Source organism: Neorhizobium sp. P1_A6 (assembly GCF_056406795.1).
In genome coordinates this window covers 26,516-38,865 of sequence record NZ_JBFTZM010000023.1, presented here as the reverse complement: position 1 = coordinate 38,865, position 12,350 = coordinate 26,516, and the positions used below count along the sequence as shown (strand labels likewise).

Genomic DNA, 12,350 nt, shown 5'->3' with positions numbered 1-12,350 from the left:
GGTCTATCCCTTTTGGCCAATCCTGCTTTCTGTGCCGGCGATCAGCCGCTTGATGTTGGCTTCGTGCTTCCACCAGGAAATCACCGTCATGACGGCCATGACCAGCGCGATCTTCGGCTCGTTTAAGAACCACAGCACAACCGGAATGACAAGGGTTGCAACCAGAGCGGCCAGCGACGAATATTTGCTGATCCTGGCGACGCCGAGCCAGATCGCCGCAAACACCAGCACCATCCACGGTGCGACGCCAAGCAGCGTGCCGATATAGGTGGCGACGCCCTTGCCGCCTTTGAAGCCGAGCCAGACCGGGAAGAGATGGCCCATGAAGGCTGCAAAACCGGCCAGCAGCCCGGCTTCTTTTCCGAAGAGATACCAGGCGACCAGCGCCGCGACGGTCGCCTTCAGCGCGTCGAGCAGCAGGGTGGCGGCCGCGAGCTTCTTGTTGCCGGTGCGCAGCACGTTGGTGGCGCCGATATTGCCCGATCCGATCGACCGGATATCGCCAAGTCCTGCCGCACGGGTGAGGATCAGGCCGAAGGGAATGGAGCCGAGCAGATAGCCGAACACCAGTGCGGCCAGCGCGATCGGCAGGGTGATCTGCCAGTTGAAGAGTTCACTCACGCCCTTGCTCCCCTTAAAGCGTGTAGACGCACTTGCCGGCCACATAGGTAGCGACGGCGCGGCCCGAGAATCGCGCGTCTTCGAACGGCGTATTCTTCGACCGCGACAAGATCATATCCTTCGAAACGATCCAAGGCTCGTCGAGGTCGATCAGTGTGATATCGGCTTTGGCGCCGGGCTTCAGCGTGCCGGCATCAAGCCCGAAGATCTGCGCCGGCCGGGTCGACATCGCATCGATCAGCCGCATCAGCGGCACGCGACCGTCATGGTGCAGGCGCAGCGCTGCTGCAAGCAGCGTCTCCAGCCCGATCGCGCCATCCTCGGCATCGGCAAACGGCAGGCGCTTGGTGTCGACGTCCTGCGGATCGTGCGAGGAGACGATGATATCGATCGTGCCGTCGGCGAGAGCATCCGCCATCGCCACGCGGTCGTCTTCGGAGCGCAGCGGCGGCGACAGCTTGAAGAAGGTCCGGTATTCGCCGATGTCGTTCTCGTTGAGCGCCAGGTGATTGATCGAGACGCCGCAGGTGGCGTTGGCGCCGCGGGCCCGGGCGACCCGCATCGCTTCGGCCGATTCCGCCACGGAGATTTTGGCGGCGTGGTATTTCGCTCGCGTCAGGCCGGCGATCCTCAAGTCCCGTTCGAGCGGGATGATCTCCGCTTCCTTCGGCACGCCGGACAGGCCGAGCCAGCTCGCGAACAAGCCTTCGTTCATCACGCCGTTGCCGAGATATTTTTCGCGCAATTCCAGCGAGACGACCGCATCGAATTCGCGCGCATAGGTCATCACCCGGCGCAGCAGAAGCGTGTCGGAAAGCCCATGCCGGCCGTTGGTGAAAGCGACGGCGCCCGACTGCTGCAGCAGGCCGATCTCGGTCATCTCCTTGCCGGCCAGCCCCTTGGTGAGGGCGGCGGCGGGATGGACGTTGACCACGGCCTTGTCGCGGGCCGTCTTCTGCACGAATTCGACCAGCGCGATATCGTCGATCACAGGGTCGGTGTCGGGCATCATGATGAAGGAGGTAATGCCGCCGGCTGCCGCCGCCCGGCTTGCCGATTCGATCGTTTCGGTGTGTTCGGCGCCCGGTTCGCCGACATAGACGCGGGCATCGACGAGGCCCGGCGTCGCGACGAGGCCCTGGCAGTCCCGAACCGTCGCGCCTTCCGGCGCGCCCTGGTTCTGTGCGTCCTTCCCGGCGGCGAGGATGCGGCCGTCGGCGCCGATGATGATCGTGCCGGTCTCGTCGAGATTGCGCGACGGGTCGATGATGCGGAGGTTCTTGAGGACGGTAGGGGTCATGCGCGTTCTCCCTGGTTCTGGGAGACGAGCAGGGCCTCCATCACGGCCATGCGCACCGCGACCCCCATTTCCACCTGTTGCTCGATGACGCTCTGCGGGCCATCGGCGACTTCCGAGGCGATCTCGACGCCACGGTTCATCGGGCCGGGATGCATGACGAGCGCATCTGGCTTGGCGGCCTTGAGCTTTTCGGCGTCGAGCCCGTAGAAGCGGAAATATTCGCGCACCGACGGCACGAAGGCGCCGGCCATGCGCTCGCGCTGCAGGCGCAGCATCATCACCACGTCGGCATCCTTGAGACCCTCTTCCATGGAGTGAAAGACCTCGACGCCCATGTCCCTGATACCCGAAGGGAGCAGCGTCGAAGGCGCCACCACGCGAACGCGCGCGCCCATGGCGTTGAGCAGAAGAATGTTCGAGCGAGCGACGCGCGAATGCAGCACGTCGCCGCAAATAGCGACGATGATGCGCGACAGCTTGCCCCTGGCGCGGCGGATGGTCAGCGCGTCGAGCAGCGCCTGGGTCGGATGCTCGTGCTGACCGTCGCCGGCATTGATCACGGAGCAGGCGACCTTTTGCGCCAGAAGTGCGGCGGCACCGGCCGAGGAATGGCGCAGCACGAGCACGTCCGGGCGCATGGCATTGAGCGTCATCGCCGTATCGATCAGCGTCTCGCCCTTTTTGACCGAGGAATTGCCGACCGACATGTTCATCACGTCGGCGCCCAGGCGTTTGCCGGCGAGCTCGAAGGACGATTGCGTACGGGTGGATGCTTCGAAGAACAGATTGATCTGGGTCAGCCCGCGCAGCGTGGAGGTCTTTTTCTCCCGCTGCCTGGAAATCTTCACGGCCTCGTCGGCCTTGTCGAGAAGAAAGGTGATGTCTTGTTCGGTAAGGCCCTTGATGCCAATCAGATGGCGATGAGGGAAGAAGACCATGGACACGTCTCCGCTTGCGTTCGGCGGTCTATAATGACTGCCGACAACCGCTGCAAGCGGGCGCGGGGTTTATCTCACTGCTTGTTTGTCCATTGTCGCTCACAGTGGTTTCCCGGCGTGGGTGCGGCCTTTTGTTGAGAACGCCAGAAATCCTGAGCGGGCGCCGTTCCCAGGCCCGGTAACTTCCGCTAGAACCCGTTTCATGAACCAGATGTCGCGCGCCGAAGAAAAATTTGCCGAACTGAACCAGCCAAAACCCTGGTCCGGCATCAATGCCTACCGATCCGATCCGCTGGTCGTCGACCTGACGAGCACGCTGAACCGCACTATCCGCGAGGAATACGACCAGCTCGGCCGTTACGTGACCTCGCCGGAGGCGCAGGAACTGGCGCGCATGGCGAACGAGGACCCGCCGAAGCTGAAGACCCACGGTCCGCGCGGCGAGCGGCTTGATGTCGTCGAGTTCCACCCGGCCTGGCACGCGCTGATGCGCCGTTCGATGCAGACCGGCCTGCATTCCTCCGTCTGGGAAAACATTCCGGAAGCAAAAGGCCACGAACATAAGGCGCGAGCGACGCGATTCTATCTGTCGGCGCAGCTCGAATGCGGCCATTTGTGTCCGCTGACCATGACCAGCGCCTCGATTGCCGCGCTGATGGCCTCGCCCCGCGTCCAGAAGGAATGGGCGCCAAAGATCCTGTCGCGCAAATACGATTCGACGAATCGCCCTGCCTTGCAGAAGAGCGCGGTCACCCTTGGCATGGGGATGACCGAAAAGCAGGGCGGAACCGACGTGCGCGCCAACCGCTCGACCGCCGAACGCGTGGGCGAGGGCATCTACCGGCTCTCCGGCCACAAGTGGTTCATGTCGGCACCGATGAGCGACGGTTTCGTCATGCTGGCAAAGACCGGCGACGGCATCGGGTGTTTCCTGGTGCCGCGGCTGCTTGAGGACGGGTCGGCGAACGGCCTGCAGTTCCAGCGCCTGAAGGACAAGCTCGGCAATCGCTCGAACGCGTCCTCCGAAGTCGAATTCACCGATGCCTTCGGTTATCTGCTGGGCGAACCGGGCGGCGGCATCCGTACCATTCTCGACATGGTGACGCTGACGCGGCTCGATTGCGCGCTGGCATCCGCCGGCATCATGCGTGCGTCGCTTGCCGAAGCGGTCCACCACACCCGTGGCCGCAGTGTCTTCGGCAAGAAGCTCGTCGATCAGCCGCTGATGACGCGCGTCATCGCCGACATGGCGCTCGACGTGGCTGCCGCGACGGCGCTCGCTTTCAGGCTCGCCGATTCCTTCGATCGCGCCGCCAGCAACCCGGCCGACGCGGCTTTTGCCCGAGTCATGACGCCGGTCATCAAATATTGGAACTGCAAGATTGCGCCGTCGCTTATCTACGAAGCGATGGAATGCATCGGCGGCAACGGTTATATCGAGGAACGGCCGATCGCCCGGCACTATCGCGAGGCTCCGGTCAACGCGATCTGGGAAGGTTCCGGCAACGTGATGGCGCTCGACGTGCTCCGGGTCCTGTCGCGGGGGCGGGACCTGTTCAACACGGTGCTTGCCGGTTTCGAACGGGATCTTGGTCCTGCGGGCAAAAAGACGGTCGAAGTGCTGCGCGCCGCCATGGCGCTCTGCGAAACCGACGAGGGTGCCGCCCGGCTTCTGGTAGAACAGCTGGCACTTGCGGCTGCGGCAGCCGAACTGGTGCGGCTCGGCGCCGGCAAGATCGCCGATGCTTTCCTGGAAACGCGGCTCGCCGGCGGCTGGCGCTCGACCTACGGCATGCTCGATGCCCGTTTCGACGCCCGTTATATCGTCGACCTGCTTTATCCAGCCGCGACGTAGGCGACGACCGTCATCACGACCGGAATGGTGAGGAACGAGGCGACGACCTGCAGGGTTGCCGCCGCCGCATACATGTCCGCATCGCCATTCAGCTGCTTTGCAAGCAGATAACCGTTCATCGCGGTCGGCACCGCGGCACTCAGTGCCAGGAGGACGAGGCCGTTGCCCTGGACCTCGCACAGCGCACCGACACCGACGGCAACGATTGGGAAACCGATCAGCTTCAGGAAGACGGCAAGCAACGTGATCGGTCTCGGCTTGAGCGCGTCCATGACCCGCAGGCCCGCGCCGACCGTGATCAGGCCGAGGCTGAGCGAAGCCTGCGACAGCAGGTCGACCGCCACCATCACCGGCTCATAGATCGGAATGCCGATGAGATTGACGATGATGCCGAGCGCCGTCGAGAGGATCAGCGGATTGGTGCAGATCCTGTAGAGAATAGCCCTGTAGTTCCGGTCGTGGCCGGAGAACCACAGCAGCACCGTCACGTTGATGAAGTTGAGCGGGATGATGATCGCCGCCATCACCAGGCCGACCATGGTCAGGCCCTGCTGGCCGTAGGTCTTTGCGGCGATCGCCAGCGCCATGAAGGCGTTCCAGCGCGTCGCGGTCTGGAACAGCGAGGTATAGGCCGGTCCGCCGACGCGCAGGTTCCGCAGCAGCGGCCATGCCAACAGCAAGCCGCCCGACATCACCAGAACAGAAACGATCGCCGCGAAACTGACCGTCAGGTCTTCGGTATTCGAAAAATCCGCCTTGGCCATGGTCGAGAACAACAGGGCCGGAAACAGCACCCAGTAACTGCACTGTTCGAGCCCGTCCCAAAAATCGGGATTGATGATCGGCGCGCGTTTTAATCCCATGCCGAGGAGAACCAGCAGGAAAATCGGCAGAACGCTTTGGAAGACGATGAGCATGGAGGAGGGCACGTCGGTGGGAGACTACGATCTCGTTAGTCCTCCCACGCCGATAGTGCAATGTAAGAGCCCCGCGAATTCAAGTGCGGCGCGCGCAATCCTGTGCATGGCGACGGAGACAGCTTGCGGCAGCGGAAGCCACCGACTATCGCGGTGGGTCAAGACGAAACCGAAACAGGCGGAAAATGCTCCAGATCCCTGAAGTCACAGCGCAAGAAGGTTCGGTCGCGAAAGTGCGCAGCCGCGCCGGCACCGAGCGGGCGATCTTCCTGGCCGCCCGCGCGCTGCTCGCCGAACAGGGGTTCCAGGGTTTCGGCATCAACGCCGTGGCGCGCCGCGCCGGCTGCGACAAACAACTCATCTATCGATATTATGGCGGTCTCGACGGGCTGATCGAGGCGATCGGCGCCGATCTCGGCACCTGGGTCAAGGATCGCATCCCGGAAGATACCGGCGGCATGTTCCTGCTGACCTATGGCGACCTGATGGAGAAGCTCTCCATCTATTTCATGGAAGCGCTGCGCGACGATCCGCTGGTCTGCAAGATCGTCGCCTGGGAGGTCTCGCAGGACACGCCGCAGGTCCGCCGGCTGTCGGAGGCGCGCACCAAGGCGCTCGGCAAATGGCTCGAGAAGATGCGGGGCTCGCTGACGCCGCCGAAGGGCGTCGATGCCGCGACCACCAATGCGCTGCTGTTTGCGGCGATCCAGCACCTGGTGATATCGGCCGCCGTCAGCGGCCAGTTCGCCGGTCTGGCGCTGAAAACCGAGAAGGACTGGGACAAGGTCGGCAACGCGCTCCGCCGCCTGGTTCGCGCGATCTACGGCTGATCGGCGCCCAAGTCTTGAAGCCATGACGTCCGCCTCATATCTCTTCGGAAGACGAGGGAACGACCATGACCGTACCGACGCTATATGAATGGATCGGCGGCTTCGATGCGCTGCTGCGGCTAACGACGGAGTTCTATCGTCGCGTCCCGGCGGATGACCTGCTCGGGCCCGTCTTTGCCGGCATGGACAAGAACCATCCCGAGCATGTTGCAATGTTCATTGCCGAGGTCATTGGCGGACCGAAACTCTATTCGGAACAACGCGGCGGTCATCCGGCGATGGTACGCCATCATCTTGAAAGACATCTGACCGAGCCGATGCGCCGGCGATGGATCAATATTCTGCTCGACACCTATACGGATCTCGAACTTCCGGCAGATCCGGAGTTCACATCCGCACTGGTCGGCTATCTCGAATGGGGAACGCGGCTTGCGGTCGTCAATTCGCAGCCTGGAGCCAAGGTTTACGAGCATGCGCCAATGCCCGAATGGGGGTGGGGCGAAACCGGTGGTCCGTATATTCCGAAGAAGCCCAAATCGCCGGCAGCCTGACCTGCTCTATCCACAGGCACACTTGCGAAATTAACCATCTCCCCCGGTTTCCGTTGCGGCAAATCCCTGCGGGCTTAAGTTCCACGTTAACGCACTGTTAACTACAACGTTTGCCGAGTATCCGCGTATGGGAACCACAATCAGGGGCAGGGCATTGCTGCTTGTCATGACGACGATCTTCGCGGCGCTGGCACTTGATATTGCCGTTCCCGCACTGGTCCTGAGCCTTATGGCTCTATCGAGATGGCTCGTGTCTCTGGATGTTTATCCCGTCGAGCTAAGGGGGAGAACCGCATGAAGTGGTTCCTGATTTTGTGGGCCGGCCCGGTCCTGCTGCTGTCCAGCTGGTACGGGCTTTCCTACTACGACATGAGCTTTGGCTTCTTCATGCTGACCCGCCAGACCCATGACCTGGTCTTCCAGATCTACGGCAATATTCTCGGCATTCCGCCGGAAACCATTCCGCCTTTGGTGGCGCGTGCCATGGTTTTCGACAGCCTGGTCGTGTTCGCCATCGTCGCCTTCCGCAAGCGCCGCGAGATTGCCGCTTGGTGGCAGAAGCGTCAGCTTGCGAAGTCGGTCTCCCTGCCAAGCGAAGAGAGCCTGTCGAGCGCTCCCTGAAGAATGAAGCTCGCCGCGGCGGAATCGATCCGCTCGGCACGTTTGGCCCGCGACACGTCCATTTCCAGAAGCGCCCGCTCGGCGGCCACCGTCGAGAGACGCTCGTCCCAGAAGACGAAGGGCAGGGCGGTCTTTTCCGACATCGAGCGCACGAAGGCGCGTGTCGCCTGAACCCTCGGACCGGCCGAGCCGTCCATGTTGGTCGGCAAGCCGATGACGAAGCCCGCCACCTTCTCCTTTTCGGCAAAGGCGAGCAGCACTTCGGCATCCTTGGTGAACTTCACCCGTTTGATGACGGGACGTGGCGTGGCAAAGCGCCGGCCGAGATCCGACATGGCAAGCCCGATCGTCTTGGTGCCGAGGTCGAGCCCGGCAATCGCCTGTGCAGGCTGCAAGGCTTCGGCCAGTTCCTCGATCGTCATCACTGTCATGCGTTCTTCATCCCCAGGGATCCAAATAGGGTGTCCAGAGCGGGTTTGTCCCACCCTCTGTCCCACTTCCCTTTAGCCTCATATCGGCTATGTGTCGTTACCATCCACACTATATTGAAGGAGAGTTTTCCATGAAGATCACCTGGCTCGGCCATGCCGCCTTCCGCATCGAGACCGCCAAGGCCAAGATCCTGGTCGACCCGTTCCTGACCTATAACCCCGCCTTTGCCGGCCAGGATATCAAGGCTGCCGCCGAAGGGCTGACCCATATCCTGCTGACCCACGGCCATGGCGACCATGTCGGCGATACGGTTCAGATCGCCAAGGAAACCGGTGCCGTCGTTCTCGCCAACTATGACCTCGGCGTCTGGCTGGCCAAGAAGGGCGTCGAGAAGCTCGAAATGGGCAATACCGGCGGCACGGTCGGTTTCGAAGGGTTCACCGCCACCTTCACCAATGCGCTGCACTCGTCTGCCTCGCTGACCGAAGACGGCGTTTCGCACTGCCTCGGCAACGCAAACGGCCTGATGCTACATTTCGACGACGAGCCCTCCGTCCTCCACATGGGCGATACCGACATCTTCTCAGACATGGCCCTGATCAATGAACTGCACCAGCCGGATATCGGCATCGTGCCGATCGGCGACCGCTTCACCATGGGCGGCGCGGTGGCGGCGCTTTCCTGCCAGCGTTTCTTCGATTTCAAGCATGCGCTGCCCTGCCATTATGGCCTGCCGGGCGTCGATCAGACGCCGGAAAAGTTCGTCAAGGGCATGGAAGGTTCGCGCACCCGGGTCGAGACGCCGGCTCCGGGCGGCAGCCTGACCTTCTGAACAGCATCCTTTCAGGCTGCCCGCCCTTCGCAAATTGAGGTGCGCTCCCTGTTGCGAAGGGCAGACATGGCCATTATAGCGAAGGGGAAATTTCCCATCGGAGTTATGCCATGTCCGTCGATCTCGCCACCGTCAAGCGCGTCGCGCGCCTTGCCCGCATTGCGGTCACCGAGGAAGATGCCAATCGCATGGTCGGCGAACTGAACGGTATCATCAATTTCGTCGAGCAGCTTGCCGAAGTCGATGTCACGGGCGTCGAGCCGATGACATCGGTGACCCCGATGAACATGCGCAAGCGCGCCGACAATGTCACCGACGGCGACAAGGCCGACGATATCGTCGCCAATGCGCCTTCCACCGACCACAATTTTTTCCTGGTGCCGAAGGTCGTCGAGTGAGCGCTGAATAGCGCCCCGTCGAACCTCCTCCTCGTATTCGAACCGTTTGAAGAGCCCATGACCGAACTCACCAGCCTCACCATTGCCGAAGCCCGCGAAAAGCTCAAAGCCAGGGAATTCACCTCGGTCGAGCTGACCGAGGCCTATCTTTCCGCGATCGACGCCGCCAACTCGGTGTTCAACGCCTATGTGGCGGTGACGCCGGAAAAGGCGCTCGGCATGGCGAAGGCTTCCGACGCCCGCCGCGCCGCGGGCCAGGTCGGTGCGCTCGAAGGCATTCCGCTCGGCATCAAGGACCTGTTCGCCACCCGCGACGTCCATACCCAGGCCTGCAGCCATATCCTCGACGGATTCCTGCCGAAATACGAATCGACCGTCACCCAGAACCTCTGGGACGACGGCGCGGTCATGCTCGGCAAGCTCAACATGGACGAGTTCGCGATGGGCTCCTCCAACGAGACCTCGCATTACGGTGCGGTCGTCAACCCGTGGAGAGCGAGGGGCTCGAACCAGCAGCTGGTTCCGGGTGGCTCTTCCGGCGGCTCAGCCGCTGCCGTATCCGCATTCCTGTGCGCCGGTGCTACCGCGACGGATACCGGCGGTTCGATCCGCCAGCCGGCCGCCTTCACCGGCACCGTCGGCATCAAGCCGACCTATGGACGCTGCTCGCGCTGGGGCACGGTCGCCTTCGCATCCTCGCTCGACCAGGCCGGCCCGATCGCCCGTGATGTGCGCGATGCGGCGATCATGCTGAGGTCGATGGCGTCGGTCGATGCCAAGGACACGACCTCCGTCGACCTGCCGGTGCCGGATTATGAAGCCTCGCTCGGCCAGTCGCTCAAGGGCATGAAGATCGGCATTCCGAAAGAATACCGCGTCGAAGGCATGCCGGAAGAGATCGAGAAACTTTGGGCTCAGGGCATTGCCTGGCTGAAGGATGCCGGTGCCGAGATCGTCGACATCACCCTGCCGCACACCAAATACGCGCTGCCGGCCTATTACATCGTCGCTCCTGCCGAAGCCTCGTCGAACCTCGCCCGTTACGACGGCGTGCGTTACGGCCTGCGCGTCGACGGCAAGGACATCGTCGACATGTATGAAAAGACCCGCGCCGCCGGTTTCGGCACCGAGGTCAAGCGCCGCATCATGATCGGCACCTACGTTCTGTCGGCCGGTTATTACGACGCCTATTACCTTCAGGCGCAAAAAGTCCGCACGCTGATCAAGCGCGACTTCGAGATCGTCTTTAACGCCGGCGTCGACGCAATCTTGACGCCCGCCACGCCGTCGTCCGCCTTCGGCATCGCCGACGAGGACCTCGCGTCCGATCCGGTCAAGATGTACCTCAACGACATTTTTACGGTAACGGTCAACATGGCCGGCCTGCCGGGCATCGCCGTTCCCGCCGGCATCGATGCCAAGGGCCTGCCGCTCGGCCTGCAACTGATCGGCAAGCCGTTCGAGGAAGAAACTCTGTTCCGCACCGCTCATGTCATCGAACAGGCCGCCGGCCGGTTCACGCCGGCGAAGTGGTGGTAAAATAATATCTCAAGATTGTAGTCTCATTTGCAGAACACACGGAATCGCGTTACACTGCAAATTGTTGAGTAATGTCAGTTCTTCTTATGGTGGAGCCAAGGAATGGATGATGTGACATACGCTTCCCTCCAATCTGTTTTTCAGCTTTCAGTAGCTGTTAACCTAACGTTTGCTGTTTTACTCGCGTTATTCAGCACGGCACTTCAGCGTGAAAAAGACATCGTGACTTCACTAAAGAATGGATTGCTCATGCGAAGAAATCGCGAGCAGTCTCGATCTGAATTAATTGATCAATATTTGAAAAAGTCAGAAGATTTGGATTATAAGGTTGAAAATAGATCAAGGAGGTTGGCGGACGTATTTTATTATTATTTTCAGCCGGCGTTTCTTGTGATGGCAATACTGTCTCTTGTGTTCTTATTCGTGTCCTCTTTGAAGTCCCCTGCTTTGGTTGATGTAATAACTTTCATATTCGCATTTTTGTGTATGGCGCCTTTTGTTGTTTTCGCACTGCTAGCCCTTTGGATGTCCTACAGTGTATCAATTCAAGTCAGAAGATTACTCAGGACTGTTGACAACCTTTAGTAGGTTTGCAATCCTCAGATAGTATAAGTTTGGGGAGAGCGTATGGCCTATTTTAAGTTGAGAGCCGCTTTGCAATGCGATTATGATGGGTGCGACATGCCTGTCTCTAATCAGAGACAGGCGCATTTCGATACTAAGCAAAGAGAAATATTGCCTTGCTATACCCGCATTGAGGTTCAAGAGCTAATTGCTCAAGATTGGGTTATCATTCCTATTTCTAAAAGAGTGATTGATTGCAGATCTCCTAGTGGGCTGCGGCTTAACGCAGTTTTTCCGAAGGGTGCAGCAGGCCATTTTCCGCTTGATACCACACAAATGAAAATCAAGAATGGAAGCTAGTTATTCCAGGATCAGAGATCGCCGAACACTGAAAAAATGCAATAAGCCAATTTCGCTGCGAAATTCATGAAGCCGGTCTTCGCTTCCAGAAGACCGGCCGTCGTTTTTGCTACCGATTGTCCTGCTCGGCCCTCACCAGCACCAATCCCCGTTCGGTGATGCGATAAGGCTTGCCGCCCTGTGATTTGATCGCTCGTTTCTGCTTGAGTTTGCGGAAGGTGGTGAGGTCTAAACCCGAGAAGACCCAACCCTCGCGGGTGACCAGCTGGAGTTTTTCGATCTTGCGGTTTTGATCGCGGGTAATCTCGATCCTGCCGCCCTGGGCGAGCAGGTGGAGGATGCGCTGTTCGGCGCGGGAAATATCCATTGTCTTGATGTCCGGAGAAGYGCTCGTGAACGAGCGCACAAAAACGTTGCCGGCGTCGCGTGACGTCGGGGTTCTCGTTTTTGTCTGGGCCGGCGCGGCTTTAAGAGCGGGGCCGGCCCCTTACCGGGTCTCTACGGAAGAGAACATCAAAACTCCATCGATACGAAATCCGCACTAGGCGGGTTTTCCGTGGTCGTCAAGCACCTGACGGAAACGCCCTATATG

Annotated in this window: 15 protein-coding genes; 9 read left to right on the top strand and 6 right to left on the bottom strand. The window is 60.6% G+C overall.

Annotation, left to right across the window (positions count from 1 at the left end; all coding sequences use genetic code 11):
* Positions 1-3: 3 nt before the first annotated feature.
* Genes plsY through AC1D3C_RS27860 form a run of 3 tightly spaced genes read right to left on the bottom strand, consistent with a single transcriptional unit; the run spans position 4 to position 2,859 of the window.
* Positions 4-666 carry a glycerol-3-phosphate 1-O-acyltransferase PlsY gene (plsY, locus tag AC1D3C_RS27870; RefSeq protein ID WP_051899686.1) on the bottom strand — a complete coding sequence of 221 codons (663 nt, stop codon included), beginning with the start codon at positions 664-666 and terminating at the stop codon, positions 4-6.
* Positions 635-1,921, bottom strand: coding sequence for a dihydroorotase (locus AC1D3C_RS27865; protein ID WP_477485151.1), 1,287 nt, complete (start codon positions 1,919-1,921; stop codon positions 635-637). Before AC1D3C_RS27865 ends, plsY begins: the two co-directional genes overlap by 32 nt.
* Positions 1,918-2,859 (bottom strand): aspartate carbamoyltransferase catalytic subunit, encoded by a 942-nt coding sequence (locus AC1D3C_RS27860; RefSeq protein WP_105437415.1) that lies wholly within the window; start codon positions 2,857-2,859, stop codon positions 1,918-1,920. The genes AC1D3C_RS27865 and AC1D3C_RS27860 overlap by 4 nt, the downstream gene beginning before the upstream one ends.
* Positions 2,860-3,061: 202 nt before the next feature.
* Between AC1D3C_RS27860 and AC1D3C_RS27855 the strand changes: the two genes are divergently transcribed.
* On the top strand, positions 3,062-4,714 hold the full coding sequence (locus AC1D3C_RS27855) for an acyl-CoA dehydrogenase family protein (RefSeq protein WP_477485150.1): 1,653 nt from the start codon (positions 3,062-3,064) through the stop codon (positions 4,712-4,714).
* Here AC1D3C_RS27855 and AC1D3C_RS27850 read toward each other — a convergent pair.
* Positions 4,696-5,631: an AEC family transporter gene (locus tag AC1D3C_RS27850; protein WP_477485149.1), complete on the bottom strand. Its 936-nt coding sequence runs from the start codon at positions 5,629-5,631 to the stop codon at positions 4,696-4,698. The two genes, AC1D3C_RS27855 and AC1D3C_RS27850, sit on opposite strands and share 19 nt — an antisense overlap.
* Before the next feature lie 185 nt (positions 5,632-5,816).
* Here AC1D3C_RS27850 and AC1D3C_RS27845 point away from each other — a divergent pair, with 185 nt between their 5' ends.
* From AC1D3C_RS27845 to AC1D3C_RS27835, 3 genes are all read left to right on the top strand, one after another.
* Positions 5,817-6,461, top strand: coding sequence for a TetR/AcrR family transcriptional regulator (locus AC1D3C_RS27845; RefSeq protein WP_038542049.1), 645 nt, complete (start codon positions 5,817-5,819; stop codon positions 6,459-6,461).
* Positions 6,462-6,526: 65 nt separating this feature from the next.
* A complete protein-coding gene (locus AC1D3C_RS27840; protein WP_038542051.1) occupies positions 6,527-7,012 on the top strand; it encodes a group II truncated hemoglobin in 486 nt (161 codons plus the stop codon).
* Between the two features lie 294 nt (positions 7,013-7,306).
* On the top strand, positions 7,307-7,633 hold the full coding sequence (locus AC1D3C_RS27835) for a DUF6105 family protein (RefSeq protein WP_038542055.1): 327 nt from the start codon (positions 7,307-7,309) through the stop codon (positions 7,631-7,633).
* Here AC1D3C_RS27835 and ruvX read toward each other — a convergent pair.
* The gene (ruvX, locus tag AC1D3C_RS27830) at positions 7,576-8,064 is read right to left on the bottom strand and encodes a Holliday junction resolvase RuvX (protein ID WP_038549038.1); all 489 of its coding nucleotides are present in this window, start codon (positions 8,062-8,064) and stop codon (positions 7,576-7,578) included. The two genes, AC1D3C_RS27835 and ruvX, sit on opposite strands and share 58 nt — an antisense overlap.
* 131 nt (positions 8,065-8,195) lie before the next feature.
* Here ruvX and AC1D3C_RS27825 point away from each other — a divergent pair, with 131 nt between their 5' ends.
* The 5 genes from AC1D3C_RS27825 (at position 8,196) to AC1D3C_RS27805 (ending at position 11,758) form a co-directional block, all read left to right on the top strand.
* Positions 8,196-8,897: a metal-dependent hydrolase gene (locus tag AC1D3C_RS27825; RefSeq protein WP_247035225.1), complete on the top strand. Its 702-nt coding sequence runs from the start codon at positions 8,196-8,198 to the stop codon at positions 8,895-8,897.
* Positions 8,898-9,007: 110 nt separating this feature from the next.
* On the top strand, positions 9,008-9,295 hold the full coding sequence (gene gatC, locus AC1D3C_RS27820) for an Asp-tRNA(Asn)/Glu-tRNA(Gln) amidotransferase subunit GatC (protein ID WP_477485148.1): 288 nt from the start codon (positions 9,008-9,010) through the stop codon (positions 9,293-9,295).
* Positions 9,296-9,352: 57 nt separating this feature from the next.
* Positions 9,353-10,834, top strand: coding sequence for an Asp-tRNA(Asn)/Glu-tRNA(Gln) amidotransferase subunit GatA (gene gatA / locus AC1D3C_RS27815; RefSeq protein ID WP_477485147.1), 1,482 nt, complete (start codon positions 9,353-9,355; stop codon positions 10,832-10,834).
* Positions 10,835-10,936: 102 nt separating this feature from the next.
* A complete protein-coding gene (locus AC1D3C_RS27810; RefSeq protein WP_477485146.1) occupies positions 10,937-11,419 on the top strand; it encodes a hypothetical protein in 483 nt (160 codons plus the stop codon).
* A 42-nt stretch (positions 11,420-11,461) separates the two neighbouring features.
* The gene (locus tag AC1D3C_RS27805; RefSeq protein WP_477485145.1) at positions 11,462-11,758 is read left to right on the top strand and encodes a hypothetical protein; all 297 of its coding nucleotides are present in this window, start codon (positions 11,462-11,464) and stop codon (positions 11,756-11,758) included.
* Positions 11,759-11,867: 109 nt separating this feature from the next.
* On the opposite strand, the gene AC1D3C_RS27800 is transcribed toward AC1D3C_RS27805, so the two are convergent.
* Entirely contained in the window at positions 11,868-12,125 is a 258-nt protein-coding gene (locus AC1D3C_RS27800) for a YjhX family toxin (protein ID WP_477485144.1), read from the bottom strand.
* Between the last annotated feature and the right edge of the window lie 225 nt (positions 12,126-12,350).

Coding starts and splice junctions, on each gene's coding strand:
- gatA (WP_477485147.1), top strand. CDS start 9,353: ATGACCGAACTCACCAGCCTCACCATTGCCGAAGCCCGCGAAAAGCTC.
- AC1D3C_RS27825 (WP_247035225.1), top strand. CDS start 8,196: ATGAAGATCACCTGGCTCGGCCATGCCGCCTTCCGCATCGAGACCGCC.
- AC1D3C_RS27805 (WP_477485145.1), top strand. CDS start 11,462: ATGGCCTATTTTAAGTTGAGAGCCGCTTTGCAATGCGATTATGATGGG.
- plsY (WP_051899686.1), bottom strand. CDS start 666: ATGTGGCCGGCAAGTGCGTCTACACGCTTTAAGGGGAGCAAGGGCGTG.
- AC1D3C_RS27845 (WP_038542049.1), top strand. CDS start 5,817: ATGCTCCAGATCCCTGAAGTCACAGCGCAAGAAGGTTCGGTCGCGAAA.
- AC1D3C_RS27865 (WP_477485151.1), bottom strand. CDS start 1,921: ATGACCCCTACCGTCCTCAAGAACCTCCGCATCATCGACCCGTCGCGC.
- AC1D3C_RS27855 (WP_477485150.1), top strand. CDS start 3,062: ATGAACCAGATGTCGCGCGCCGAAGAAAAATTTGCCGAACTGAACCAG.
- AC1D3C_RS27800 (WP_477485144.1), bottom strand. CDS start 12,125: ATGGATATTTCCCGCGCCGAACAGCGCATCCTCCACCTGCTCGCCCAG.
- ruvX (WP_038549038.1), bottom strand. CDS start 8,064: ATGACAGTGATGACGATCGAGGAACTGGCCGAAGCCTTGCAGCCTGCA.
- gatC (WP_477485148.1), top strand. CDS start 9,008: ATGTCCGTCGATCTCGCCACCGTCAAGCGCGTCGCGCGCCTTGCCCGC.
- AC1D3C_RS27860 (WP_105437415.1), bottom strand. CDS start 2,859: ATGGTCTTCTTCCCTCATCGCCATCTGATTGGCATCAAGGGCCTTACC.
- AC1D3C_RS27850 (WP_477485149.1), bottom strand. CDS start 5,631: ATGCTCATCGTCTTCCAAAGCGTTCTGCCGATTTTCCTGCTGGTTCTC.
- AC1D3C_RS27835 (WP_038542055.1), top strand. CDS start 7,307: ATGAAGTGGTTCCTGATTTTGTGGGCCGGCCCGGTCCTGCTGCTGTCC.
- AC1D3C_RS27810 (WP_477485146.1), top strand. CDS start 10,937: ATGGATGATGTGACATACGCTTCCCTCCAATCTGTTTTTCAGCTTTCA.
- AC1D3C_RS27840 (WP_038542051.1), top strand. CDS start 6,527: ATGACCGTACCGACGCTATATGAATGGATCGGCGGCTTCGATGCGCTG.